We start from the raw sequence: 25,086 nt of genomic DNA on the forward strand, positions 1-25,086 counted from the left end.
TCTCTATTTTATAACGTTTGTTGTTCATGGATAGCTTCAGTCAATTCTTGCTGTAACTGCTTCATAAAAGTGTTCCATGTTTCTTCGTCAATTTTGAGCTTTTTGGGGTTAAAATCTTCTAACGTTTCTACCCATACACGCTTATCGTTGATATGCCCTAATTGGGTCTGAATCTTTTTGTACACTTCTTCGGAATCGCGGAACTTGGAACTCAGCGCAAATTCAGCGGCAGAAGCGGTGTACCGAATCTCTTTAGCGGCGATCCGCAATTGATGTAATTCATGCAATGCTTCTACAGAATCGATACCTTCTGTTTTGGCGGTCTGGCGATACGTACGCTTTTGTTGTTCATAAGCAATCTCCAATTCGCGCATGATCCGATTCACATCTGCTTGTGCGGCTAACGATTCCAGATGATCTTCCATAAAGGTATTCCATTTCTTTTTAAGTATTTTGCCTTGTAGCTTAGGTAATTTTTTGGCAAGCTTGGTGCGGTACTCTTTACGTTCTTGTTTGTGTGCTTTGATGACGGCTTTGAGTAGCTTGGCTTCCTCTTTATGCTCATCTGTTTTGGCATCTTCTTTGCGTTCTTTGAAAGCATCAATCATCACATCAGCATCTCTTACTTTACCAAGTGCTTTTTGCGATTTTTTTAACAATGGGATCAGTCCCGCTTGATCCGAAGCATCCAAAATACGCAATAAGGTCATCAACTTACGGCAATTGACCCGCGCTTGATGCACATCTTCATCATCAAAATCTTTCACTGCTTTCTGACCGTAGCTCAAAAATTTATCATAATGATCTTCTAATACAGTCTTCCACTGCGTCGTTTTGCTTTTAGATGAGCCTATCGTTTGAATAGTGTTCATAGATATTCCTCCAGTTGGATGAATCGTTATTATCAAAGGCTTGTATACTATTTAACACATTCTAACCGTACTGAGTCATATCAAGACGATACTCTTTCATTATAGAGGATTGGCGTTCACTAAGCTATTTAGCCTGTGTAATAGAAAATAAGAGCCAACTGTGATTGGCTCTTATTTGGTATTTCCTTGAATAAACGTTCTAACAACCGTTTCCAATCGTTCGATCATTTCAGTAAGTTGTTCATCACCCATATTCTCTATCGACGAATGATCATTCATATCCAGATGCCAGATCACACTTTTCAGTATATAACTGTATGTAAAAAAGACCTGATCCATAAGAGAACGTTCTATCATCTGTTCATCTTTCTCCTGCTCGGTAAGTTGAGTAATCGCATCTACATATTCTTTGAACGCTGCGATATTGAAGATATTCTTCTCATGGAGATCATAAATAAAGCTTCCTTCGCTCCCTTTAAAATTGTGTTCGATGATTGTTCTTGCGTCATACATGATTCTATTCCTCCAACGTCCATAGTTCATTTAAGCTTTTGCAGTATTCAGGCAGTTTTATGTTTCTATTGCTGCTAATTCTCTTTGTGCAGATATTCCATAATTTTTATAGTTCACTAACCTTTTGAGCGCTTCTACAGCTTTGGGATGATTTTTATGACGAGCAAGCAGGTCAAAAGCTGCACTTTTAAATAACACATAGTTATCACCTTGAATCATATTGAACGCCCAACCGATCTCTTGATCATCTACGGTTAATAGAGATAATGTGTTGATGCAATTCACGATCAGACTGTCATCTTCTGTATCATCAGCATTGATAATGGTCATAAGCTTTGCTTTGATATCTGTATCATCATAATCGCCTTTGTACAAACCTAAAATATTCACCGCTTCGATTCGGATATCGTCGTCAGCATTGATATCTGTAGCAATCGAAAGAAAAAACTGAGCTAATGCTTGATTCAACAGTTGGTTAAATCCTTTTAAAAAATCGAATTGCCCTTTTTCATTTAAAGAATAATACTCTTTGATGATCTTATCTTCCGTATCCATATGCCCTCCTGTAAAAAGATGATAAGAGATTGCTCTGTTGCGGATTGAAATGTTATGTATAATCCAGTTCCTCTAACTTTAACAGATCACTTACATCATCACCTTGTTCAATGATTGTAACTTGCTTTTCTTCTTGATAAGCCCATCCTTGATCTATTGCATATTGAATAAGACGTGCACAGACTAGAGGACGATTTGGATTAACATCATACATTTTCCTCCAACTAAATAGAAATTCAACATGAGAGGTTTTGGAAGCATAGATTTTGACGCTAACCATAGGAATTGAAGGTGTCTGATCGATTACACAATGGAATGTATAGTCATTCACAGTTACTTTTTTCTGTAGCTTCTCAAATAGTTTCATCCTATTCTCCTTCTAATCATTGATCATAATACATGAACCAATCTATATTATACCTGAAAAGCACCTGTCATTCCTGTCTGCAAATGAATTGCAAATCGTTGTAGTACATCTTGGGCTTGATGCTCTTGATCGTATTCGCCTACAGTAAAAGCAGATTCAACTGACCCATTGCCAGCATAAGCAGAAATCACGAATTTATGATCGGCGGTTTCGAGTTCTAACGTAAGGACAGTTGCATCAATAAATGTTGTACGGTCTTGGCTTCTAATCCACATGGTTGAGTGCTCCTTTGGTTACATTTTTTTGAAAGGAAGGTTTTTATACTATTGATAAATAACTAGAGATTTGCATAAAACAAAAAGGCAACGACAATCGTTACCTTTGTTGTACTTTAGATTAAGATTAGCATGTTTTTCATATCATAAAATAAATTTGCTAAATCATCAAAATAAAACTAGTTATTTTCATTTTCAGCAATTTTTAACCTTCTAATGAAAGTTAGCCTGCCATATATTCTAATGCAGCATTTTTAATTTTTTCTGCTCTTACATCTTGAATATATTTCATTTTAATTTGGTCAATACTTGAATCATAAATTTCTCCAATACTTGAGAATTTTGATTTTAATCTTTCAACAATTTTTTCAGATAATCTAAGATTATCTATACTGTGTCCGCGTAAGATTTTATATAATGATTCAGGATCATCAATTTCAATTTTATTACCACATTTAGGACAATAAGCAAAACTTTCATTATTGGTTTTAAAGTCACATTTTGTATTAGAACAAAAGTGTTCAGTTTCTTTTCTCAAATTTTTAATCAATTCAGAAAAAATTGATGTAGAATTAGAATAAGATTGATTTCTTTCAATAGCTATAGATATTTTTTTAACTTCACTTATATCTTTTATTATTAAATCAGAAAAAAGTATACTGGGATTAAGATTTACATAATATCCATAATTGCCATGTCCTACGCTCTTTTTCGTATAATCAATTAAAATAATATTAGAATATGCTAAAACTTCAAACAATTCTGGAATTGAATCATATACAAAAGTAGAAAGGTAAAAACCTGCAGAAAGAGGTTTACCTGCTTTTCTTTGTTTATTGTTCCATTCTCTTAAATTCGGAATTATAAATTCTTTTGCGAGCTTTTCTGCTTCTTCAATATGAGATTTATATTTTACTAGTCGATTTTTAAGTGTACCAAATTCTTTCCATTTACTGTCTAAGACTTTTCTTATGCTGTTTATTACACGTTGAATAGGTATAGTTTTTGCTTTAAAAACTCCACTACTTTCTAGATCATCTATTATATGAAATGCAAACCTTGGATTTCCATTGCTGCATATACAAATAGTATCAATAATATCAGAGTTAACAGTCAGCTTATTCCAATAATCTTGATCATAAGCTTGTATACGTCTTTTTAAAATTTCTTTAATATATAAAACATTATCTTTGTTAGTAGGAGACCATTTTATTGTAAGTTCTTTTGCATCTTGCCCTTTTTCAAAATATTTTCCGTAATTAGTTATACCAGGATATACTGCTACTTTACAGGCAATTTGAGGATCCCTTAAACTTTTAAAAAATGTAAAAAACTTTTCTTGTTGACTATGAGAGAATACATGAGCTGCTTCATCAAAAAGTAAAATTATTCTTGATAAATCAAAATCTTTTATTAAATTTTTAAGGAATTTTTTAAAACTACTAGGATTATCTAAAATTTTACTTAATTCAATTGAAGGCGCTTCTTCACTGATAATGCTATTATCTTCTAAATCTCCTGTCTCAAGCAATTCAATATATTTAAATAATAACATTGAATATTGATTATAATTATTGTCATCTTTCCCGCCAAAAATGCTAGATAAACGTTGATTTAGTTTATCAATATTCTTAGGTTTCAATTCAATAATTTGAGTTAATATCTCGTATAAAATTTTTCCCATTGTCCATTGTAAAAATGGATCTACGCTATCATCTACTATTCTAATTCTCTCTAATCGTATCGATTCTTCAAAACTAATCCAAACCCCAAGTATACTTTCTTTACCAAAGTTCTCCTTAGCCTGTAAAGCTGCATATTTCATAAGCATCGTTTTTCCAATTCCTCGGCTACCTTCAAAAATGTATTGTTCAGAATCTAATAATCTTAATATTTTTTCTTTACTGTATTCTACAAAATACTCTCTAATAAAATCTTCATCTAAACTTTCAGTTCTATCAGCAATATAATCTCCTAAAGATTTATTCAACATGTTTATATATTCACCGTCCTAGAAAATTTAGCTAATTCGTATAAACTTTCGTTCGAAGTGTCTTTAAATCTCAGTATATACATCATGCAAACTATACTTAAAACCTTATTTAAAAACTTTTCGTAAATCTTAAAATGTTGCTTATTATAATTAATATTTAATCCTTTTGTTTTTGTAAGAGTATTATATCTTCCATGAACAATATCACTTAATTCTCCGTATAAAGATTTTAAAAAAATACTCACCGAATCATTTGAAATTTGTTTGATCTCAATCTCTTCATTAAAAGTAGCAATATATTTAGTAGTAAAAAACGAGTAATCATTAACCAATGTACTTACATATTTATCAGCTTTAGAATTATTTTTTACAAACATGTGATATTCAATTTTATGATCTATATAAAATAAAGAACTACATGCTAATTCTAAAGCACTTCTCAATGATAGAATTGATTGTCTGTAAAGGCCTGCAGTTGCAGAATATATTGATGATATAATATCAGAAGCTATCTCATTCCAAATAAGTCCAATTTCTGAATCTTTTATAGAAATCTTTTCAACTAGTTCTATAGTGATATTGATTTTGTCTAATATGGATGTAAAATCATTTTCTGATAAAGATTTTTCAACAATTTGTGCAACTGGCTCTAAAATTTGTTTTCTATATATAGTTTTAGTATAAGACACTTAACTTCCCTCCAAATCTCAGTCTTTTATTACTATATAATAACAGTATTACTAATACAATAGACCCATTTTTTTCTTTATAACTTATTTAATTGAAATAATATTTTTGTTAAATATAATCTATGTAAGAAAACCTGTACTAGTAAAGTTGTGATTCTACAAATTTAATCTATATTTTGAGTATATATATTTACGTATATTACAAAAATATCATCAAACAAATAATATATTTCATACAATTATTTATAATTTATTAACTTTAGATATATTAGATAAAACATAATCTAAAAATGCACCATACGATGTAGACGATAGCAAAAAATTACATTTTAAACATGTAGATAACATGAGATGTCAGTAGTCTGACTAAGATAAAAATATGCCTATATTACTATACGTGAAATTCGTATTCACTGTTCGATCAGATGAACCTATAGCAGAAATGATAAAACCTGCACATAGAATACCTATAGAAGCGAGAAATAAACTGCACCCTATCATTACTTTAATCATATTCCTCTCTCCTTTACTTATGTATTTATTTCTATACCTTTTGTCATGCAACTTCTCTCTTTGATTTACGTCCATATAGATAATCACCTTAACACAACCAAGAAAGGAAATCCTTACCATGAATAAAAAAATGATCTTTTCTGCTTTACTGTCGTCCACTTTGCTGTTGCAATCATCTTTATGTAATCCTGTATTAGCATCTAGTTCTTCATTCCCAACTACATACACTTTTTATTTGGCTAACAATCCGAAAGATTTTATTGTGAATCCTACGATGATTCAGAATGGTACTATCTTTGTAGATATCCGTAAGTTAGCCCAAGATGCTGGATTAACTTTTGCTTGGGATTCGACAGGTCAACGTGCTTCACTCAACGGATTTATGAAAAAAGTAGCTATTCGTTTAGGAAGTCGTACAGCAATGTTAGATGGGAAAACCGTCACATTAAGTGCAGCCCCTTTTAAATCTAAAGAAAAAAGAAATAACGTTGAAGCTGTCTATGTCCCTATTCGCTTTGCTGTACAACTGCTTGGCGGTGATCATATACAGGTAGATCGACAACAAGTTCATGTCCAAGCCCGCAATATTAAGTCTTATAATGTCATCACTGATGTCTACCAAGGTTCTACGTATACGCTAAAAAAAGACGGCGGAGACTTGTATGTAGCTCACGGTAAGAAAGCTCCTGTGAAGTTAGTCTCACTCGGGATTAATTTCGATTCAGTAGATATGGAGTTTGAGTCAACTTCAGGTGGATTGTTGATTCTTACGATTAATGATGCGTATGGAGAACCACATATTCATAATCAGCAGGTAAAGCTTATTTTCCAAAAAGGGAAGTTGATCCGAAAAGCATATGCAGACTTTACCACAATCAACGACTCCGACATTACTACGTATCAAGGTAAGATTGTGCTAAGCGATGGGAAAATATTACGAATGATTGAAGATGGAACAGGAAATGTTGTCGATCAGCTTGATCTGGTCAAGCTTGGTGGTGGCAGTAACGAAAAATATGCGGTAGAAGCTCTCTATGATGATGCCATCCTTATGCGTACAGCATCCAAAGGACGATTGCTTCTCATTGATCGTAATACTAACCAAACTATCACATTATACAAAGAACTACTGGATACTTCGTGGCAAAAACAGATTGGCGAAGATGTAGATATCGATTCTTTTGGATCAGGGGATTATATGCAATTTGATAAAAGAGTCAATGATACGTTCTATTTCACTTTTCGTGCTGGTTCTAATCAAGGAAAACTTTTTACCTATGTTTTAAAATCGTAGACCATTCTACTTCATCGATGTTGGAAGCTATACATCATCTACCATCGTTATATTTTCAAATAAAAATACACCTCAGATAAATATAAGAAAACGTTGAGCGTTATTCCTATCTATATGAGGTGTATTGGATTCCTATAGTTCATTAGATATACTGGTAAAAATTAAGAATTCAATTCTGCTAATCTTGCGCCTACTCTAGCTACAGCAACACCTTTGATCGGTGATCCGTTAGAAACGAAATTGACATAATATGTAGCAGATTCCCAAGGCTTGGTTGTATATATTGACCAGTTGGTTCCACCTGCGATAGTAACTACACGTTCAGTCACAAGCGCACCTGTTGGTGAATCTTTGGAGATAGATACAGCTATTCTTTGTTTGCCTTTATTTTGAACCCAGATTTTCGCATAATGATACCCTTTATCTACTGTAAAAGGCTTGGACATCTGTGTTCCCGATAAGCGTTCAACCAATACAGTTTGAGTAGATTGCGGTGGGTTTTTAGGATCATCTTTTTTTAACATAGCAGGAATGCCGGACTCTCTTTTAAAGAAAGAACTTCCTACCCTTTCTACTCTTCCTACTTTAGAAATTAATACGAAAGGTAATGGATCAACAGGCGCTAATATCGTATTATTTACAACATTGTTATCTGAATTGCTAATCGCTTGAGTACTATGTGATTCTATATTGTAATAGGTAACAATTGGTACTACTACGAGCACTACAATTAATGCTAGTGCGGCAATTGTAATAACACGTACTTTCTTATGCTTATCCCATTTTTTCCTAACGTCCGAGCTTGATGTAGATTTACTTTTTTCCATTATTATTACCCTGCTCTCTATAGCTTAAATAGCTAAATTAATCTTTCGTCATACATTCTATGTATCGTTAAACAAACTCCTTTCTATATGATATGAGTTACTATTTATATATAATTTATCTTTTTTATTGTTTAATTGTAAATTATAGTATGTAAGTTGTCTATTCTAATACAGAAAGGAATTTAATGTAATGTACAAAAAAATGGCTTTGACGACTATGCTTACGTCTATCTTACTAGCTTCTACATTCATACCTATCTATGCCAAACCTGCTGTACCTGTTACTACCTATGAATTTAATCATGCTCAAGATCAGAATAATTACTTTGGCTCTTCTAGTGGGGCAACTATCACTCGTAATGGTATTACTTTTATTGAAGTTAATGAATTATTCGTAGGTAGATTAGGTTTGAAATTACAGTGGGATCAGAGTAGACAACAAGCGACTTTTAACGGATTTATGAAAAAGATAGTAGTTCGCATAGATAATCCTATAGCCATAGTCGATAATAAGCACATACCAATGAATGCTGTACCATTTACAATGCAAAATCCTACAACCAAACAAAAGGACATCTATGTCCCTATTCGCTCTGTTGTACAATTTCTAGGAGGGCATTCTCTACACATCGATCCGCAAAAGCATCTGATTATTGCTGATCAATTACAAGCATTTAACGTGATTACAGATGTATATCAAGGTGATACATATACGATGAGAAAGATTAATGGCGATCTATACCGCTCTCATCGCAATAACCCACCTGTGAAAGTGGCTTCGATCCATACTGCACTGGATTTTTTTGAATTTTCCAGTATAAATGTAAGTTCCACTCCGAAAGGATTACAGATCGTCCGTATCCAAAATGCTTCAGGAGAACCTCATATTTATCATGAAGATTTCACTATGATCTTCAAAAAGGGGGCATTAATCCGTCAGTCCTCTATGGATTATCATTTGAATAGACATACTAACAGTACGATGTATAATGACAATATTATACTTAGTGATGGTCAGATGTTACGAGTGATTGAAGATGGAACAGGTAAAGTGATCGAAAATATGGATTTGGTGAAGCTGACTGGTAAAAAAGACAGTTATGTAGTCGAATCTCTTCAGTCTGATATTGTATTATTGCGAGCAATTAGTGACTCTCATCTTACACTGATTAACCGCAAAACAGGTCGGTCTACCGTTTTGTATAAAGAATTACTTACTACTGCACAACAAAAATTAGTCGATCCTACAACCCAACCTTTCGGTGTCGATGATCGTTTAACTTATGTGAAGCGGGATGGTAATATACTCTATTTCACTTACGGTAAAGACTCTGAAGATGAGCAACAATTAACTTTTACGTTGAATTAACCGTTTATTCATGATAGAAATTATAAAAATTTAATCTATTGTTGATTGATAGCGAATATCTTCTTGAATTATATGGTTACTCTTCTGTATGTTACATCAAATTTTGATTTGAGATGGATCTGAATAGTATGCTAACTATATGTACTAATCATAAAAAGGTGCAGTCTCCCACATGTAATAACGTGGAAGATTGCACCTTTTTGTTATGATGTCCGCAAAATTATATTGAACCTAACAGATACATTTATTTTCATAGATTATATTCTATACTAATTATTCAGCATAGGTAGATATTCTAGTGTGAAAGTTCTGTTTTACAGTGTTCTACCCTACTTTTACCAGCTTGCTTTCTGTACACCAGGAATCTGACCTTTGTGTGCTAACTCGCGAAATACGATACGGGATACTTTGTACTTTTGTAGATATCCTCTTGGGCGACCAGTGATCTGGCAACGGCTTTTGAGTCGGGTTGGAGAAGAATTATGTGGTAATTTTTGCAATCCTTCATAGTCTCCTTTTGCTTTCAATTCGCGACGTAAATCTGCATATTTAGCTACCATTTTTTCACGTTGTTGTTGACGAACGACTTTTGATTTTTTAGCCATAGTATACTAACTCCTTTGTTATTCGTAATAGTTATTCTTTATTTACAAGACAACACATTCATTTTTGTAGCACATTCGTATTTTCTTGTTCATATGGTGCACTATATTCAGTGGATGATTCTAAAATCAATCTATTCCAGTAAAAAATAATAATGTTGCTACTACATTGACTTATTTATTGACCTAATTGGGGAAAAGGATCTTTGAACTTTTTCCAGTTGGAGTTCATTTCTTCATCTGTCAGTAAAGCCTGATCTAAAGACTGTTCTATCTTCTCACGATCCAGATGGATTCCTATCATTACAAGCTTGGTTACCCGATCGCCCCACACTTCATCCCAATCTGGAGGTAATGGATAATTGTCTCCTAAATGATACTGCCTTTCTTCCTCTGTAAGAGCGCCGATCCATAAGCCAGCCGGCGATAATTGCTTAGAACTCCCTGCTTGGCTGAACGAGATCGCTGTCCGATTACGCGTAGCTAACCAGAGAATCCCTTTCGCCCGTACGACTTCTTGTGGCCATTGGGTGATCCATTGCAACAATCGCTCTGGATGAAAAGGGACTTTGCGTTTATATACAAAAGAACTGATTCCATACTCTTCCGTCTCCGGTGTATGTTCTTCTTTCATCATCTCCTGTATCCAGCCTGCCGATTGACTCGCTTGCTCGAAATCAAATCGACCTGTATTCAATATCTCGTGTGGATCTACTTTGCCATATGTGGAACGGATAATTTTGGCATTCGGTTGCAGTCCACGTAGTGCTGTTTCTAATCGTTCTAATTCATCAGGTTCAATCAGATCACATTTATTCAAAATCAATACATCACAAAATTCAACCTGTTCAATCAATAAATGGACAATCCGGCGTGTATCGTCTTCACCTGCGGCTTGTCCACGATCTGCAAGAGATTCGCGTGAATAATAATCGTTCCAGAATCCTTGCGCATCAACAACAGTAACCATCGTATCCAGACGAGTAAACTGTGTCAGATCGATGCCCTGTTCTTCATCTATATAGCTGAACGTCTGAGCTACAGGAACCGGTTCGCCGATACCTGTTGATTCGATCAATAAATAATCGTAACGTCCATCTCGAGCAAGCCGTTCTACTTCCACTAATAAATCTTCACGTAAAGTACAGCAGATGCATCCGTTAGACATTTCCACTAATTTCTCATCGGTTCGCGATAATCCTCCGCCATCACGAATAAGGTCTGCATCAATATTCACATCACTCAAATCATTCACGATCACTGCTACTTTCAAGCCTTCGCGATTATTTAACACATGATTCAATAATGTGGTTTTGCCTGCCCCTAGATAACCACTCAATACGGTTACCGGAATCTTAGAAGCTTGTTCAATCATAGTCAAGATTAACACCTCGCATTTCTTTAATCGTAATAATTACTATTAAATCCATGAATACACTGTACTCCTGTTATTTCTAGTTTGTCAAATCATTTTTAACGTATAAATGATATGAAAATACGTTCATACCACAATTATTTATACAAATTTTTAGTTTACAATAGTAATCGTAACGATTATTATTTAGAAGTCGCTTTGTTGATGATCGATCTATTTACGTTATAGAACATCAACATGACTACACATTGTATGTACAGATTGACTATATATAAGGGGGATTTTTCTTGTTTACATTTTTTTCTCGCCATCTACGTTACACGATCTCATTAGTAATACTTGTTCTACTATTAAGCGGTTGTACTTCGCAACCGTTGTCTTCTACAGGTAGTGAAGCAACTACCAAAAAGCTAACTCTACTCTTTAATGTGCAAAGCAATACGATTGATCCACATACCGATGTGAACTATACAGCTTCTCGTACCGGGATTAGCGAGACACTGGTTAAAGTCGATGATCAGCAACAATTACAACCCTGGCTAGCGACTTCATGGGAAAGTAAAGATGGACAACACTGGACATTCCAGATTCGTCCTGATATTACTTTCCATAGTGGCACACCTGTCGATGCACAAGCCGTTAAAGCTTCGCTACAACGTGTCATTCAACAAAATCCTGCTATTCGTAATGCTCTACATATTGAGAAAATGACAGCTAAAGGGCAAACGTTGCAGATTGTTACTGATACGCCTCTTCCTCAATTTCCATCAGAACTGGTACATCCGAATACAGGGATTATAGATACGGCTGTCGATGCTAATACACCAAGTGGTACAGGGCCTTTTATCTTATCCCAATTCAAGCCAGGGATAGAAGTGAATGTGAAGCGTAATCCTACGTACTGGGATGGACAGGTGAAATTAGATGAAGCTACATTCTCTTTTAATGAAGATGCTAACGCTCGTCTACTTGCTCTACAGTCTGGTAACGCCGATGTTGTCTATCGCTTCCCTGTAGAAAGTCTATCTCAATTACAAAATGATCCGAATCTAGTGATCGAATCGGTTCCCGGCTTACGTGCTCATCAATTAATTTACAATATGGATAATACACATCTGGTCAAATTACCTGTACGTCAAGCGATCGATTCCCTTTTGAATCGTCAAGAGATTGTAGACGCAGTGATGTCAGGTCAAGCTTCTGTAGCCAAAGGGCCTTTTTTAACAGATTCACCATTTTCTCCTTCGTATACAGACAAGCCATTTGATATCGAGCGTGCACGTACTTTATTTGCTCAAGCTGGATATACAGTGACTAATGGACAAGTCACTGACAATGGAGCACCTTTAACTTTCAAACTGGTCACTTATCAATCACGTGCTGAATTACCGCTAATTGCTCAGTTATTGCAAGCCAATGCTGCTCAATTAGGAATTAAGCTAGATATTCAACAAGTAGACAATGCAGATGAGTATTTAGCAGAAAATAAAGATTGGGATATGACGATCTACAGCTTTATTACAGCACCACGCGGTGATGCCAGTTACTTGTTGAACTCGGTCTATACACCTACAGGTGGGCTAAATTATGGACAAGTCAAAGATGCCAAATTAAATACATTAATCCAACAATTAAATCAAACGGTAGATGCTGATCAACGTAACCGTATTGCTCAACAAGCTGTGGAAATGATTGATCGTCAATTGCTACATTCGTATATTATTCATCCGAATAACTTTGTAGCTCATCAGCAACGTGTTACTGGTTGGGTAACAAGCAAAAGCGAATATTACATGTTAACGAAAGATCTGGATGTGAATTAATATGCGTATTTTGGTACAAAAAATAACAGGCTTATTGCTGTTTCTGTTCATTTTATCGTTTGTCAGCTTTTGTCTGCTCAAGCTTGTACCCGGTGATCCGGTACGTAGTATGTTGCGGGTAGACGATGTAGCTGTAACCAATGATCAGATTCAGCAGATGCGAGCACAATTAGGATTAGATCAATCAGTCTTTATTCAATACGGTTACTGGCTCCAAAATCTATTTTCGTTAGACCTCGGTAACTCGTATATGACCGGACGACCCGTTTTTATTGAATTTATTGAGAAAATTCCGTATACCCTGATGCTGACAGGTACTTCGCTACTTGTTATGATTATCATTTCACTGCCACTCGGTATATTGTCTGCTTTATACCGGGGGCGATTAACTGATCATATCAGTCGCATATTTGCACTGATCGGTTCTTCGATTCCAAGCTTTTGGTTAGGTTTATTAGTAATCGATCTATTTGCAGTCAAGCTTAGAATACTGCCTTCTATGGGTGAAGGTTCATGGCAACATCTGATTCTACCTTCGATTACACTTGGAATCGCGATGTCTGCGGTCTATGTGCGATTGGTGCGAGCGAGTATTTTGGAAAGTAGTCATCAGGAATTTATTCGTTCTGCTCGGGCAAGAGGAATAGGCAAAAATCGTATTTTCACATTTCATCTTATGCGTCATAGTCTTATTCCGTTATTAACTGTTTTTAGTGAAAGTATTGGTAGTCTGCTTGGAGGAACAGTAGTAATTGAAGTCCTATTTGCTTATACTGGTCTGGGCAAATGGATTGTAGATGCTATTACTGCGCGGGATTATCCAATTATTCAAGGATATATGCTATTTATGAGTATCTTTATCGTGGTATTGAATATGCTTGTAGAATGGTCATATCGTTATATTAATCCAGCGATTGCGATCGGTCAGCGGAAAAAAGGAGCGACTTCATGATGAGCTTAAAAACAGGATTACGTTATACCATCTTGAGTCTATTCCTTTTATTCTTGATTCTCGCTCTGTTCTGGACGCCCTATAATCCTTATCATATTCAAATGAGCGATCGGCTTCAGACATCTAGTGCTCTGCACTGGTTAGGAACAGATCATCTGGGAAGAGATCTGTTATCTCGTATGATGGAAGGTGCTCGTACAACAGTAGGAATTAGTCTGACGATTATGTTCGTATCGCTACTGATCGGTGTGCCTTTTGGATTGCTATCCGGTTATATCGGTGGCTGGTTAGATAAAGTATTCAAAAAAATCATCGATGCTTTTATGACATTGCCCGATTATATTTTTGCTTTGATTTTAAGTGGATTGCTCGGGCCGGGGTTAATGAATCTTATCTTTGCGATTACAGCTGTCAAATGGGTTAGTTATGCAAGGTTAGTACGAAGTATTGTACTCGAACAAAGACAAAAAGATTATGTCCGTCTTGCGGAGCTCAGTGGTATGAAGCCCTGGAAATTAGTTGTAAAGCATATTTTGCCACATACAATCGGTAACCTGCTGGTACTGGCTACACTTGATATCGGTAAAATTATTTTGATGATCGCTTCGCTCTCCTATATTGGTCTTGGTCCACAACCGCCTAGCCCTGAATGGGGAGCTATGTTGAGTGAAGGAAGAACATATTTTCAGACGGCTCCACATCTTATGATTTTCCCGGGATTATGTATAGTGATCACTGTGTTACTGACTAATAGCTGGGGCGATATGTTACGTGATCGGTACGATGTTCATGTCCAACCAACGTCCAAACGTTCGACCTCTTCTATTTTATCCCGCAAAGGAGTGTAACCTATGTTATCGATACAAGGATTGACGGTTCATCATCAATCACATACACTTGTTCATCCGCTACATCTTCAGTTAGAACGCGGAGAGTGGTTAGCTCTTGCCGGTGAAAGTGGAAGCGGTAAAACGTTAACCAGTCTAGCTATAGGAGGGTTACTTTCGGCGGATCTTCATGCGCATGGCAGTATTGAGTTAGAAGGTCGGCAACTGTTGCATTTACCTGAATCCGAACTGCGATTTATTCGTGGACGAGATATTGCCTATGTGTTTCAAGATTATCAGGGGGCTTTTACTCCATTTATTACAGTTGGCAAGCAAATGGATGAAATGATGCGCGCTCACACTTCCCTTTCCCGTCAACAGCGTCAATTTGCTTGTCTGGAACGATTAGGACAAGTTGAATTACCTGCCAAGCAAGTCTATCATAGCTACCCGTTTGAATTGAGTGGCGGACAATTACAACGTGCTGCGATTGCTACAGCACTACTTCTATCGCCCAAAGTATTGATTGCAGATGAACCGACTACAGCGTTAGATAGTCTCACTTCTCGCTCGATTATTACGTTGATTCAGCGTATTCAGCAAGAAACAGGTATTGCTATTTTGTGGATTACGCATGATCTACGTCAGGTACAGCGCACAGCCGATACGTTACTGATTATGAAGTCCGGTCAGGTCGTAGAATCTGGAAAAAGTCACAATATCTTTTTCCATCCTACACATCCTTATACAGTTCAATTGTTAGCATCGATTCCCAAATTACCTTCTCGCTATCGGCTAGAGTTACAGAATAAGCAGGTGAAGAACTAATGACTACTGTATTGCCTACGATTTTAAAAGCAGAACATCTCACCAAAACGTATAATGATCATCACACTCCTGCACTGTCCGATGTATCATTAACGATCCGTCAAGGAGAATGTGTCGGTATTGTCGGTGAAAGCGGTAGTGGTAAAAGCACACTGGCACGCTGTCTGTTACGTCTGGAATCGTTCGATCAAGGTACGATTGAATTTCGAGAACAACCGTATCATTCGCTGAAAGGATCTGCTTTTCGTCAAGCACGTCAACGTATTGGAGCTGTATTTCAACATCCAACAGCCGCACTCAATCCCAAGCTCACTATTATTGACTCTTTAATGGAACCGCTCGATCTACAGCCAACAGTACGCCCTTCTTTTCTCTCGTCCAATAACTACAACCGGCAACAGATCGCTACGCAATTGTTAGAACAGGTTCATTTGCCAGCAACATTGTTATCTGCGTATCCGCATGAATTAAGTGGTGGACAAAAACAGCGTGTAACGATAGCCCGGGCGATCAGTACTGAACCTGATCTGATTGTATTGGATGAGCCAACAGCCAGTCTGGATGTCACTAGCCAAGCGGCTGTATTAAAATTATTGCAAGAACTGCAACAATCTCTACATTTATCGTACTTATTTATTTCACATGATCTAGCAGCAGTGTACCAGATGAGCGATCGTATTGTTGTTATGCGTCATGGACAGATTGTTGATCAATTTGCTGCAAATGATCTGTATCATAAAGAACGACATGAATATACTGCTTCTTTGCTGGATGTATTTTTGGCATAATCTAATCCATTTCTGTGCTTAGGTTCAGCAAGTACTTTTCACCATTTTTGAGCAGATACGTTGAAGATATACTTTGAATAGATACTTTTTTACAAATTTGAAATTTACTATTCTTATGACTTTGTAGCCCTATCTTATGAAAGCCTTTTTGACAGTAGATATTCCCTCTACTTCCGAAAAGGTTTTTTATTTTTTCATATTGCAATCATTATGTATATAAAGATATCTTTTCGATAGTTTTATAGGTATATGTTATCTATTTATAAGGTAAATACTCTATAATATTGACAAATTGTTCATACATCCATATGATTTATAAAGATGTATGAACGATAAGAATAACAATAAGTGAGGTTGATCATTTGCTAAAAAAAATACTACAGAAATGGAAATGGATTGTAAGCATTTGTTTGATTCTAGGTGTATGTACTGTTGGATATTATACATATTCGATTTACCAGTTTGCTCATACAATTTCGATTGCAGATGATACGTATCATTCCCCGACTACTGATAACGATCAAGCTGCTCCTGTAGCCATTCCCAAATGGGATGGTAAAGAACCGGTGCATATTTTATTGATGGGAACAGATACCCGGGATGCAGATAGCAATGGACGTTCGGATTCGATGATGGTAGCCACGATTGATCCTGTGACCAAAAAAGCATATTTAATGTCTATTTTGCGAGATACGTATGTGGATATTCCGGGTCATGGAAGCAGTCGGTTGAATGCGGCATATTCATATGGTGGTGTCGAACTTGCCAAAGAAACCGTAAGTAATCTACTGGGGATTCCAATCGATTATTATGTAACAATCGACTTTGAAGGATTTAAGACATTGGTAGATACAATCGGTGGCGTGGAGATCGATGTAGAGAAAGATATGGATTATACCGATGGTGGCGATCAGCACCGATACGATATTCATTTGACCAAAGGGTTACAGCATTTAGATGGTACTCATGCGCTACAATATGTACGTTTTCGCCATGATGCTACATCAGACTTTACCCGTACCGAGCGTCAACGTAAGTTTTTAACTGCTTTAGCAGCAGAATTGCAAAGCTCGACTTCGATTGTCAAATTACCTAGTATTTTGAGTTCGATTGCACCTTATCTGCATACCAATCTATCACTGACTGATATGATCAAATTATCTTCACTCGGCTTAGATATCAATCTGGATAAAACGGAAAAATTACAGATTCCACCGAATCATCTACTGCAAGAAATCAAAGTCAAAGGTGCTTCAGTAATAGGCATAGATACACAGAAATTGCACGAATATGTGCAGGAACAATTATCTGAAAGCAACGATGATTCTGATTCAGATACAACTGATCAGAAGTAGACATAACGATTAGCGTCTGTGCCAGTACATTGGTATAGACGCTTTTTGATTTGTGTTTCGTATCTCTTATAGATCTAAAATTTAATCCTCTAACAAAGACAAAATGCCTGTAATCGAATGTTGGATAAAAGAACGTTCCGGTCGTGACTTCAACATCACTGTAAGTCCTATTAACGATACAATTAGCGTCTGTGCCAGTGACTTGGTATGGACGCTTTTTGGTAGTTGTCCTGCTTGTACTCCCTGCTCTAAGCGCTCTTGAAAAATAACAGTCAAATACATCTGATGTTCGCGTGTTACAATTTCAATCTTTTCATCATGGGTTGCTAGTTCTACCATCGTATTAATACAAAAACATCCTCTGCTAGGATTCTCTCGATACCCGTCCTCAGCGATCTGTTCAAAAAAAGCACGAAATGCCTTTTGTACCGATACATCACTTTGCAATTGCTGACGAACCGATCCTGCATGCCATTGATTGTATTTGCGCAAAGAAGCTTCAAACAGCTCTCGTTTATCACCGAAAGCAGCATACAGACTAGGACGCTGTATTCCCATTTCTGTCGTCAAATCAGTCAAAGAGGTCGCTTCAAATCCATTTGCCCAAAATAATTGCATAGCCGCATCCAAAGCTTGTTCTTCATTAAATTCACGCTTGCGCACCATCACCAACCATCCCTTCTTTTTGTACCATTCAGTATATTATTATTTTATAGATGATCTTTTCTATTGTCAAAGTGAATTTATTTCTATTGACAATCCATTTGCAGAAAGGTTATATTGCTTGCGAATCATTTTGTACCAATCGGTATAATAAATACAGAATAAAGGATGATCTATCTATGAAGCAACAAAGTATACATAGCCCATTTTCTCGTTCTATCGCTTTTTTATTTGCAGTGTCTTGTGGATTGGCTGTCGCTAATATTTATTATGCGCAACCACTGTTAGACTCGTTAGCTCTAACATTTGGTATTACTCATTCAATGATTGGGATCGTGATCACTGTAACTCAAATTTGTTATGCACTAGGATTGTTTTTGCTTGTTCCTCTGGGTGATCTGATACCACGAAGATCGTTAATTATCGGGCAAATGGCATTGTCGGTGATTGCACTTGTGATTGTAGGATTGTCTCCAACGGTATACATCTTGTTCGGAGGATTAGCTATTGTTGGAGGGTTGGCTGTAGTCACTCAGACACTGGTTGCTTATGCTTCTTCTCTTGCTAAACCTATAGAGCGTGGACAGATTGTAGGTATTGTTACCAGCGGGATTGTGATTGGCATTTTATTTGCGCGTTCCCTTGCAGGATGGTTGACTGATCTAGCAGGTTGGAGGTCTGTCTATCTGGTGTCTGCTTTTCTTATGAGCGGTATGACTATGATCTTGTTCAAAATATTGCCGATTGACTCTCAAGTGAAATCTTCGTTATCTTATACACAATTACTTTTTTCTATGCTGAAATTGTATAAGCAACAACGCCTGTTACAAATACGTGGCGTCTTAGCGATGTTAATCTTTATCGCATTTAGTATATTATGGACTGCGATCGTATTGCCTTTACGTGACCCTCCATTTTCACTTACACATACAGCGATTGGTGCATTTGGATTAGCAGGTATTGCTGGTACACTTGGAGCAGTTCGAGCAGGTAAATTAGCAGATCAAGGAAAAGCACAATGGACAACAGGCATAGCGCTTGTATTGTTACTGTTATCATGGATACCTTTGTCTTGGATAGGATACTCCTTATATTGGTTAATCTTAGGGATTATATTATTGGATCTAGCAGTACAAGCTGTTCATGTGACCAATCAAAGTATGCTATTCACTATTTTGCCTGAAGCACGTGGTCGCTTAACCGCCAGTTATATGATTTTTTATTCTATCGGTAGTGCTATTGGTTCGATGGCTTCAACGATAATGTATAGTTATGGGGGTTGGAGCGGTGTATGTTATCTTGGTGGTGGAGTCAGTGTGATCGCTTTATTATTCTGGTGGTTAACACTAAAAAATCCGGCTAACCACAAGTCCTTGTTTTGACCTGTGATGAACCGGATAGCAGTGATTATTTTTGCTTCATTTATTTATAAATCGTGTTGGGTATGCAGTAGAAATCAGAGTGTTGATTATAATATCTGTGGAGATGTTTTTTGGTTATTCATATTTTGAAATATTTCATCTAATTCTGCTCGTGAAGCCAGACGAGATTTCTCAGAACTACCATAGCCCACTTCTACTTCACCTGCTTCCATTCGTTGCATAATACTATCTGCAAATTCGTCTACAGGCACACCCCAATCATGTAAGCCTACACCACCGAGATCGGTATTTACCCCTGGTGGTATAATCTCAACCACATCGATCGGTGAACCTAATAATTGTTGACGCAATGATAAAGTAAACGAATGTAATCCTGCTTTGGTAGCGCAGTAGATCGGTGCAGATGCTTTGGGCGAGAACGAAAGCCCTGAAGTAACATTGATAATAGCCGCATGACTTTGTTGACGAAGATGAGGTAAAAATAACGTCGTCAAATGGATCGGCGCATCCAGATTGATTGCTAGCTCTTGACGATGAGCCGACCAACTAATTTGCGTATCTTGCATCGAGAAATTACGCTGTATACCTGCATTATTCATAATCATATTTACTTTCGGGAACTCGGTTAATACACGATCTGCTAAGCCAACACGATGAGCTTCTTCAGCAATATCGGTGACGATCGTATGTAATGCTGGATATTGTTTTTGTACATCTTCCAACCATTCTTGGCGTCTACCGCAGATAATAACAGTATTACCGAGTGCCATAAATCGTTTTGCAAAAGCCAAGCCAATTCCTGAAGCTCCGCCTGTAATAAGTATCGTATTTCCTGACATTTTCATGGTTATACCCCTCCATCTATTTATAAAAATAGGACTTCTATTCATATACCCATTTTTACACAAACGATAGCTTATCTTGGGTAAAACCATTTGAAAATAAGCTATTTTAAGATGAAATGATATCGCCAAATACTTATCTTTTATCATTTAATATGCGTTTATTTTGGAGCCAAATTGATCTATTTATGACGGATGAAAGTTTATCAGTTTTCTTTTGCCACATAAAAAAGTACTGACTACAAATGCTATAGTCAGTACTTTTTGTATAGAACTATATTCATTAACTGTTGACTAATCGATAGAATCAATCAGCAATGTATACACAATACCCGGCCCATGTACACCGATCGTTAATTCATTTTCAATATCCGAAGAACGGCTAGGCCCTGAAATAAAATGGATACCGGCGGGTAGATTCTCTCTACCCTTCGTATCCCAGGGTAGTAGTAATTCGCCTAAGCGTGTATGCAGATGCTTGATTGGAAGTAAGATTATACATACAGTGGGTAATAGACTTACTGATCTACCTTGTAATTCAGAAGATGTAACCATAACTGTACCTGTATAAGCGGCGGCTCCGTCTGCTACGACGATCCCCATATCGGCTTCGGCGGCTCTTGCTTTCCAGGCTTCTTCTGTATTGCTATTCCACGCTGATATCTGTACATCCGGTAATCGTTGTTCCAGTGTTAATGCTTCTGTTAGCGGTAATTGCTGGCGAACAATATAACGTGCTTTGAGCAAACGGCTTTGATCTGCAATGAAAGCGCCTGCTTCTTCTAACGTCTGCATCCGTAGTACATTGCCACCTACTTCAGTAAAATGCTTGGTGAATTTTTCGATTTTTTCAGCTTCATCCCAATTGAAATCGTGCCAGGTATCCGGTGCGCCACGAAAAGGATGTTGAGGTGCTTTTTGCATACGTGGACGCTGTAGACGATCTGCAATATGATTCATAGACGTCTGCTGTTGGGCTTTGGACTTTTGCTGTAATTCATAAAGCCAGTCTGCTTGTGATGAAGGTGCTGGTTCATGATCTGGCGTAAGATGAGAACTTTCAGGATTCGGTACTGCGGGTGGCTTGGCAGAAAAAGACTGAGTATGAGATGTATCTTTATTATTCATGTGATACTCCTCCTGTTCGGCTTGTATGCTTGCCATTTTGCCGATCTACAAGTACCTGTTCCATCCGCTTCTGAACAGCAGGGTCTATCGCTGTCGGTTGAGCAGTAGTCTCAGCAGACAGTTCTTTCCATTGATCGCGGAAAGAATGATCTGCTAATGTTGGTGCTACTCTGTACGTATTCCATCCTTTTAAAGGGCCTAATTTGAGTGTAATGCCTTTGTTATGCACTAACGGTTTTTGGGCAATTTTACCAAGTCTCATAGCAAGTGCGAATCGCTTAGAATTTGCCATAAGTGTTGCAAATCCTTTCATACCTAGCGCTTCAAGCTTGTCGCCATGACCACGTTCCACTTTGCGTCGTCGTAACGAGACTAGCATATCATGAAGTGGAATTTTGACCGGACAAGCTTCATAACAAGCTCCACATAGACTAGATGCACTGGCAATATCATCCCACTCGGCAACATTTTTGTTAAGCGCAGGCGTTAAGACTGCGCCTATCGGCCCGCTATAGGTTCCTCCGTAAGAATGACCACCGATCTGACGATAGACCGGACACACATTCAGACAAGCACCACAACGGATACAATTCAGCAATTCTTGAAATTCTGGATCACCTAGTTGCTGAGAGCGACCATTGTCTACAATAATAATATGCATTTCTTCCGGGCCATCCGCATCTGCTGTCCGCTTGGGTCCATTAATACCAGACATATACATTGTTAAACGTTGTCCTGTAGCCGAACGAGGAAGAAGTGTAGCCATCACTTCAAGATCCGCCCATGAAGGGACAATCCGCTCCATTCCCATCAATGTAATTTGCGTCTTAGGAACCGTCGTCACCATCCGAGCATTGCCTTCATTTTCAAACAACACCATTGAACCGGTCTCTGCAATCGCAAAGTTACATCCGGTCATTCCGATATCAGCTTCTAAAAATTTTTGCCGTAATTTGCGCCGTACATAACCTGCTAGAATCGTAGTATCCGGTTCTAACGTTTCTCCAGCATCTTCAGATAATAATTCTGCAATCTGATAACGATTTTTGTGAATAGCGGGAATTACAATATGAGAAGGGCCTTCACCTGCTAATTGGATAATGTACTCGCCTAGATCACTTTCAATCGCTTCGATCCCGGATAATTCGAGTGCGCGGTTAATATGCACTTCTTCCGAAACCATCGATTTGGATTTGATCACAGACTGCGCTTCTTTATGCTTTGCAATGGTCATGACAATGTCTGTCGCTTCGACTGCATTATCTGCAAAATGGACATGGACTCCATTGCTACGAGCATTTTCAACAAACAGATTTAGATAATAATCGAGATGAGCAATCGTATGCAAGCGAATCTGCCGACCACGTTCACGCCATTCTTCCCAATTCCCATGTTCGGTAGATGCTACTTTTTTGCCACTACGTAGACGATCGGTTGTAAAACGAACTGCATTGCGCAGAAAATCATCATTTAGAGCGATATCTGCCCGTTCTTTCACTGTGCCACGTGTAGAAGATGCTGGATTCATCGTATATTCACTCCTTCATATAGAAGTTCTGCGAGGTGCATCACTCGTACATGTTCACCACGATGTCTAAGATTACCCGCTATATTCATCAGACATGCCATATCGAGACCGACCAATACTTCAGCTTCTGTTTCTTTGATATGATCGACTTTTTCGGTAACCATTGCACCCGAGATATCTGCCATCTTCACAGCAAATGTACCTCCAAACCCACAGCAATCTTCTGCAAAAGGTAACGGTACTAACTCTAATCCTTGTACCTGATCTAACAGTGCAATCGGTTCGTCTTTGATACCAAGTAGCCGGCTACCATGACAGGACGGATGATATGTGACTTTGTGAGGAAATGCTGCTCCTATATCGGTAATCCCTAATACTTTGACTAGAAATTGAGTAAATTCATATGTTTTGCTTTCTAGCTCATGAGCTAATGCCAGATATTCTGGCTCGTCTTTGAATAATTCAGGATAATGATGGATCATATACGTACAAGAACCGGATGGAGATACGACAAAGTCACTAGATTCAAACGCTTTCAAAATCGTGCGCGCTGCTGTTCTTGTCTCATCCCAGTACCCACTATTGTAAGAAGGCTGACCACAACAAGTCTGCACGGAAGGAAAATCAAGCTGTATACCATGTGCAGCTAATAGACGTACCATCGCTTCACCGACTTTGGGATAGATCGCATCACTCAGACAAGTAATAAATAATGATACTTTCAATCTGCACACCACTTTCCTCTATAAAATAAGATGACAGCCATATCCTCTACGACTGCCATCTGTTATTTACATATCTATGCGCTAGTGCTACCCATACTTGTATCCTGTTTTTATGCATGTTTTGGTTCACATCAATGCTATATTTCGATATCCATAACGTTATCTTATGAGAGCGTAATACATCTCTACTGCCTCATTACAGGTTAGGTCTGTTTGTCTACTATCAGCTTCCTCAAACCACCGTAACATTGATCGATTGTTCTTTAAATTGGTCGACGACCGCTGGAGATAGTCGACGATCTGTGATCAATTCGTGTACTTCACTAAGATCCATCACATGAGTAAATGCTTGTACACCGAACTTACTTGCATCCGCGAGCAAGATCACTTTATCCGCCATACCGACCATTTTCTGCTTGACTCGTCCTTGCATTTCATTAGACTCGCTAATCCCACGTTCAGCATGAATTCCTTTGCACGACAGAAATACTTTATCTACATAGTACGTATCTAGTGAACGCTCAGCTAACGGCCCGACAAAAGATAATGAACGTGATAACAACAGACCACCTGTTGAGATCACATCAATCTTTTCTTTATTGCTAAGTTGAGTCGCCACACGAATGGAATTGGTCAGTACGGTGAGTGGAATATCAGGTAGACTTTCCGCCATATACCATGCGGTTGTACTGGCATCCAGTATAATTCGATCTTGCGGCTGAATCAGCTTAATCGCTTCTTGCGCAATACGCCGTTTCTCTTCTGCATACGTAATCTCACGCTCTGAAAAAGGCGTCTCCGGTTGTTCATCTTTAACACTGACTGCGCCACCATGAGAGCGACGTAGTAATCCTTGACGTTCCAGACGATCCAGATCACGACGAATCGTTTCTTCAGTCACCTCACACTGCTCACTGAGTTCGGTTACGCGCATACTTCCTTTTTCATTGACCAGTCTTACAATCATATCGTATCGTTCTGCCACCAACATATCAGCCACA

General features: G+C 37.6%; 25 protein-coding genes. 9 read left to right on the top strand and 16 right to left on the bottom strand.

The annotated features are described in order from the left end of the window. Positions 1-8 precede the first annotated feature (8 nt). The 7 genes from ACFSGI_RS12155 to ACFSGI_RS12185 all read right to left on the bottom strand — a co-directional run bounded on the left by ACFSGI_RS12155 (position 9) and on the right by ACFSGI_RS12185 (position 5,264). On the bottom strand, positions 9-872 hold the full coding sequence (locus ACFSGI_RS12155; RefSeq protein ID WP_204824398.1) for a CHAD domain-containing protein: 864 nt from the start codon (positions 870-872) through the stop codon (positions 9-11). Between the two features lie 171 nt (positions 873-1,043). Further along, positions 1,044-1,385 (bottom strand): Imm41 family immunity protein, encoded by a 342-nt coding sequence (locus ACFSGI_RS12160; RefSeq protein WP_204824399.1) that lies wholly within the window; start codon positions 1,383-1,385, stop codon positions 1,044-1,046. Between the two features lie 57 nt (positions 1,386-1,442). Next, entirely contained in the window at positions 1,443-1,940 is a 498-nt protein-coding gene (locus tag ACFSGI_RS12165) for a hypothetical protein (protein WP_204824400.1), read from the bottom strand. Positions 1,941-1,992: 52 nt separating this feature from the next. Further along, positions 1,993-2,307, bottom strand: a complete 315-nt coding sequence (locus ACFSGI_RS12170; protein WP_204824401.1) for a hypothetical protein — start codon at positions 2,305-2,307, stop codon at positions 1,993-1,995. Between the two features lie 47 nt (positions 2,308-2,354). After that, positions 2,355-2,582, bottom strand: coding sequence for a hypothetical protein (locus ACFSGI_RS12175; RefSeq protein ID WP_137222888.1), 228 nt, complete (start codon positions 2,580-2,582; stop codon positions 2,355-2,357). Positions 2,583-2,805: 223 nt separating this feature from the next. Beyond that, the gene (locus ACFSGI_RS12180) at positions 2,806-4,575 is read right to left on the bottom strand and encodes an ORC-CDC6 family AAA ATPase (protein ID WP_379283311.1); all 1,770 of its coding nucleotides are present in this window, start codon (positions 4,573-4,575) and stop codon (positions 2,806-2,808) included. Positions 4,576-4,577: 2 nt separating this feature from the next. Beyond that, positions 4,578-5,264 carry a hypothetical protein gene (locus ACFSGI_RS12185; protein WP_204824402.1) on the bottom strand — a complete coding sequence of 229 codons (687 nt, stop codon included), beginning with the start codon at positions 5,262-5,264 and terminating at the stop codon, positions 4,578-4,580. Between the two features lie 631 nt (positions 5,265-5,895). Here ACFSGI_RS12185 and ACFSGI_RS12190 point away from each other — a divergent pair. Next, complete coding sequence (locus ACFSGI_RS12190) at positions 5,896-7,071, top strand: stalk domain-containing protein (RefSeq protein WP_204824403.1); 1,176 nt, start codon at positions 5,896-5,898, stop codon at positions 7,069-7,071. A 161-nt stretch (positions 7,072-7,232) separates the two neighbouring features. Here the strand turns inward: ACFSGI_RS12190 and ACFSGI_RS12195 are convergent, their stop codons facing one another. Continuing rightward, a complete protein-coding gene (locus tag ACFSGI_RS12195) occupies positions 7,233-7,898 on the bottom strand; it encodes a hypothetical protein (protein ID WP_204824404.1) in 666 nt (221 codons plus the stop codon). 202 nt (positions 7,899-8,100) lie between these two features. Between ACFSGI_RS12195 and ACFSGI_RS12200 the strand changes: the two genes are divergently transcribed. Next, the gene (locus tag ACFSGI_RS12200) at positions 8,101-9,267 is read left to right on the top strand and encodes a stalk domain-containing protein (protein ID WP_379283314.1); all 1,167 of its coding nucleotides are present in this window, start codon (positions 8,101-8,103) and stop codon (positions 9,265-9,267) included. Positions 9,268-9,602: 335 nt separating this feature from the next. On the opposite strand, the gene rpsN is transcribed toward ACFSGI_RS12200, so the two are convergent. Together rpsN and ACFSGI_RS12210 are read right to left on the bottom strand one after the other, a co-directional pair. Then, positions 9,603-9,872, bottom strand: a complete 270-nt coding sequence (gene rpsN, locus ACFSGI_RS12205; protein ID WP_204824406.1) for a 30S ribosomal protein S14 — start codon at positions 9,870-9,872, stop codon at positions 9,603-9,605. A 175-nt stretch (positions 9,873-10,047) separates the two neighbouring features. After that, positions 10,048-11,253: a GTP-binding protein gene (locus ACFSGI_RS12210; RefSeq protein ID WP_379283954.1), complete on the bottom strand. Its 1,206-nt coding sequence runs from the start codon at positions 11,251-11,253 to the stop codon at positions 10,048-10,050. Positions 11,254-11,531: 278 nt separating this feature from the next. On the opposite strand from ACFSGI_RS12210, the gene nikA reads away from it, so the two are divergent. The 6 genes from nikA (at position 11,532) to ACFSGI_RS12240 (ending at position 17,817) form a co-directional block, all read left to right on the top strand. Further along, entirely contained in the window at positions 11,532-13,067 is a 1,536-nt protein-coding gene (gene nikA / locus ACFSGI_RS12215) for a nickel ABC transporter substrate-binding protein (RefSeq protein ID WP_204824407.1), read from the top strand. A 1-nt stretch (position 13,068) separates the two neighbouring features. After that, positions 13,069-14,019 carry a nickel ABC transporter permease gene (gene nikB, locus ACFSGI_RS12220; RefSeq protein WP_204824408.1) on the top strand — a complete coding sequence of 317 codons (951 nt, stop codon included), beginning with the start codon at positions 13,069-13,071 and terminating at the stop codon, positions 14,017-14,019. Then, positions 14,019-14,867, top strand: coding sequence for a nickel transporter permease (gene nikC, locus ACFSGI_RS12225; RefSeq protein WP_379283317.1), 849 nt, complete (start codon positions 14,019-14,021; stop codon positions 14,865-14,867). The genes nikB and nikC overlap by 1 nt, the downstream gene beginning before the upstream one ends. Positions 14,868-14,870: 3 nt before the next feature. Further along, a complete protein-coding gene (locus tag ACFSGI_RS12230) occupies positions 14,871-15,674 on the top strand; it encodes an ABC transporter ATP-binding protein (RefSeq protein WP_204824410.1) in 804 nt (267 codons plus the stop codon). After that, positions 15,674-16,462 (top strand): ABC transporter ATP-binding protein, encoded by a 789-nt coding sequence (locus tag ACFSGI_RS12235; protein ID WP_204824411.1) that lies wholly within the window; start codon positions 15,674-15,676, stop codon positions 16,460-16,462. Before ACFSGI_RS12230 ends, ACFSGI_RS12235 begins: the two co-directional genes overlap by 1 nt. Positions 16,463-16,824: 362 nt before the next feature. After that, positions 16,825-17,817, top strand: coding sequence for an LCP family protein (locus tag ACFSGI_RS12240; protein ID WP_204824412.1), 993 nt, complete (start codon positions 16,825-16,827; stop codon positions 17,815-17,817). Positions 17,818-17,898: 81 nt separating this feature from the next. On the opposite strand, the gene ACFSGI_RS12245 is transcribed toward ACFSGI_RS12240, so the two are convergent. Beyond that, complete coding sequence (locus tag ACFSGI_RS12245; RefSeq protein ID WP_204824413.1) at positions 17,899-18,483, bottom strand: TetR/AcrR family transcriptional regulator; 585 nt, start codon at positions 18,481-18,483, stop codon at positions 17,899-17,901. A 176-nt stretch (positions 18,484-18,659) separates the two neighbouring features. Between ACFSGI_RS12245 and ACFSGI_RS12250 the strand changes: the two genes are divergently transcribed. Continuing rightward, positions 18,660-19,862 (top strand): MFS transporter, encoded by a 1,203-nt coding sequence (locus ACFSGI_RS12250; protein ID WP_204824414.1) that lies wholly within the window; start codon positions 18,660-18,662, stop codon positions 19,860-19,862. Positions 19,863-19,948: 86 nt separating this feature from the next. Here ACFSGI_RS12250 and ACFSGI_RS12255 read toward each other — a convergent pair whose 3' ends face one another. The 5 genes from ACFSGI_RS12255 to ACFSGI_RS12275 all read right to left on the bottom strand — a co-directional run bounded on the left by ACFSGI_RS12255 (position 19,949) and on the right by ACFSGI_RS12275 (position 25,076). Continuing rightward, positions 19,949-20,707 carry an SDR family oxidoreductase gene (locus ACFSGI_RS12255; RefSeq protein ID WP_204824415.1) on the bottom strand — a complete coding sequence of 253 codons (759 nt, stop codon included), beginning with the start codon at positions 20,705-20,707 and terminating at the stop codon, positions 19,949-19,951. 291 nt (positions 20,708-20,998) lie between these two features. After that, positions 20,999-21,832, bottom strand: a complete 834-nt coding sequence (locus ACFSGI_RS12260; protein ID WP_204824416.1) for a LutC/YkgG family protein — start codon at positions 21,830-21,832, stop codon at positions 20,999-21,001. After that, on the bottom strand, positions 21,825-23,360 hold the full coding sequence (locus ACFSGI_RS12265; RefSeq protein WP_204824417.1) for a LutB/LldF family L-lactate oxidation iron-sulfur protein: 1,536 nt from the start codon (positions 23,358-23,360) through the stop codon (positions 21,825-21,827). Before ACFSGI_RS12265 ends, ACFSGI_RS12260 begins: the two co-directional genes overlap by 8 nt. Then, positions 23,357-24,085 (bottom strand): (Fe-S)-binding protein, encoded by a 729-nt coding sequence (locus ACFSGI_RS12270; RefSeq protein ID WP_204824418.1) that lies wholly within the window; start codon positions 24,083-24,085, stop codon positions 23,357-23,359. Before ACFSGI_RS12270 ends, ACFSGI_RS12265 begins: the two co-directional genes overlap by 4 nt. A 232-nt stretch (positions 24,086-24,317) precedes the next feature. Continuing rightward, positions 24,318-25,076 carry a DeoR/GlpR family DNA-binding transcription regulator gene (locus ACFSGI_RS12275; RefSeq protein ID WP_204824419.1) on the bottom strand — a complete coding sequence of 253 codons (759 nt, stop codon included), beginning with the start codon at positions 25,074-25,076 and terminating at the stop codon, positions 24,318-24,320. Between the last annotated feature and the right edge of the window lie 10 nt (positions 25,077-25,086).

This window comes from Paenibacillus nicotianae (assembly GCF_042681745.1).
Lineage (GTDB): Bacteria > Bacillota > Bacilli > Paenibacillales > Paenibacillaceae > Saccharibacillus > Saccharibacillus nicotianae.

What these genes read in the sequence shown, in the direction of transcription:
- ACFSGI_RS12155 (WP_204824398.1), bottom strand. Translation starts at nt 872, where the DNA reads ATGAACACTATTCAAACGATAGGCTCATCTAAAAGCAAAACGACGCAG.
- ACFSGI_RS12160 (WP_204824399.1), bottom strand. Translation starts at nt 1,385, where the DNA reads ATGTATGACGCAAGAACAATCATCGAACACAATTTTAAAGGGAGCGAA.
- ACFSGI_RS12165 (WP_204824400.1), bottom strand. Translation starts at nt 1,940, where the DNA reads ATGGATACGGAAGATAAGATCATCAAAGAGTATTATTCTTTAAATGAA.
- ACFSGI_RS12170 (WP_204824401.1), bottom strand. Translation starts at nt 2,307, where the DNA reads ATGAAACTATTTGAGAAGCTACAGAAAAAAGTAACTGTGAATGACTAT.
- ACFSGI_RS12175 (WP_137222888.1), bottom strand. Translation starts at nt 2,582, where the DNA reads ATGTGGATTAGAAGCCAAGACCGTACAACATTTATTGATGCAACTGTC.
- ACFSGI_RS12180 (WP_379283311.1), bottom strand. Translation starts at nt 4,575, where the DNA reads ATGTTGAATAAATCTTTAGGAGATTATATTGCTGATAGAACTGAAAGT.
- ACFSGI_RS12190 (WP_204824403.1), top strand. Translation starts at nt 5,896, where the DNA reads ATGAATAAAAAAATGATCTTTTCTGCTTTACTGTCGTCCACTTTGCTG.
- ACFSGI_RS12195 (WP_204824404.1), bottom strand. Translation starts at nt 7,898, where the DNA reads ATGGAAAAAAGTAAATCTACATCAAGCTCGGACGTTAGGAAAAAATGG.
- ACFSGI_RS12200 (WP_379283314.1), top strand. Translation starts at nt 8,101, where the DNA reads ATGGCTTTGACGACTATGCTTACGTCTATCTTACTAGCTTCTACATTC.
- rpsN (WP_204824406.1), bottom strand. Translation starts at nt 9,872, where the DNA reads ATGGCTAAAAAATCAAAAGTCGTTCGTCAACAACAACGTGAAAAAATG.
- nikB (WP_204824408.1), top strand. Translation starts at nt 13,069, where the DNA reads ATGCGTATTTTGGTACAAAAAATAACAGGCTTATTGCTGTTTCTGTTC.
- nikC (WP_379283317.1), top strand. Translation starts at nt 14,019, where the DNA reads ATGAGCTTAAAAACAGGATTACGTTATACCATCTTGAGTCTATTCCTT.
- ACFSGI_RS12230 (WP_204824410.1), top strand. Translation starts at nt 14,871, where the DNA reads ATGTTATCGATACAAGGATTGACGGTTCATCATCAATCACATACACTT.
- ACFSGI_RS12235 (WP_204824411.1), top strand. Translation starts at nt 15,674, where the DNA reads ATGACTACTGTATTGCCTACGATTTTAAAAGCAGAACATCTCACCAAA.
- ACFSGI_RS12245 (WP_204824413.1), bottom strand. Translation starts at nt 18,483, where the DNA reads ATGGTGCGCAAGCGTGAATTTAATGAAGAACAAGCTTTGGATGCGGCT.
- ACFSGI_RS12250 (WP_204824414.1), top strand. Translation starts at nt 18,660, where the DNA reads ATGAAGCAACAAAGTATACATAGCCCATTTTCTCGTTCTATCGCTTTT.
- ACFSGI_RS12255 (WP_204824415.1), bottom strand. Translation starts at nt 20,707, where the DNA reads ATGAAAATGTCAGGAAATACGATACTTATTACAGGCGGAGCTTCAGGA.
- ACFSGI_RS12260 (WP_204824416.1), bottom strand. Translation starts at nt 21,832, where the DNA reads ATGAATAATAAAGATACATCTCATACTCAGTCTTTTTCTGCCAAGCCA.
- ACFSGI_RS12265 (WP_204824417.1), bottom strand. Translation starts at nt 23,360, where the DNA reads ATGAATCCAGCATCTTCTACACGTGGCACAGTGAAAGAACGGGCAGAT.
- ACFSGI_RS12275 (WP_204824419.1), bottom strand. Translation starts at nt 25,076, where the DNA reads ATGTTGGTGGCAGAACGATACGATATGATTGTAAGACTGGTCAATGAA.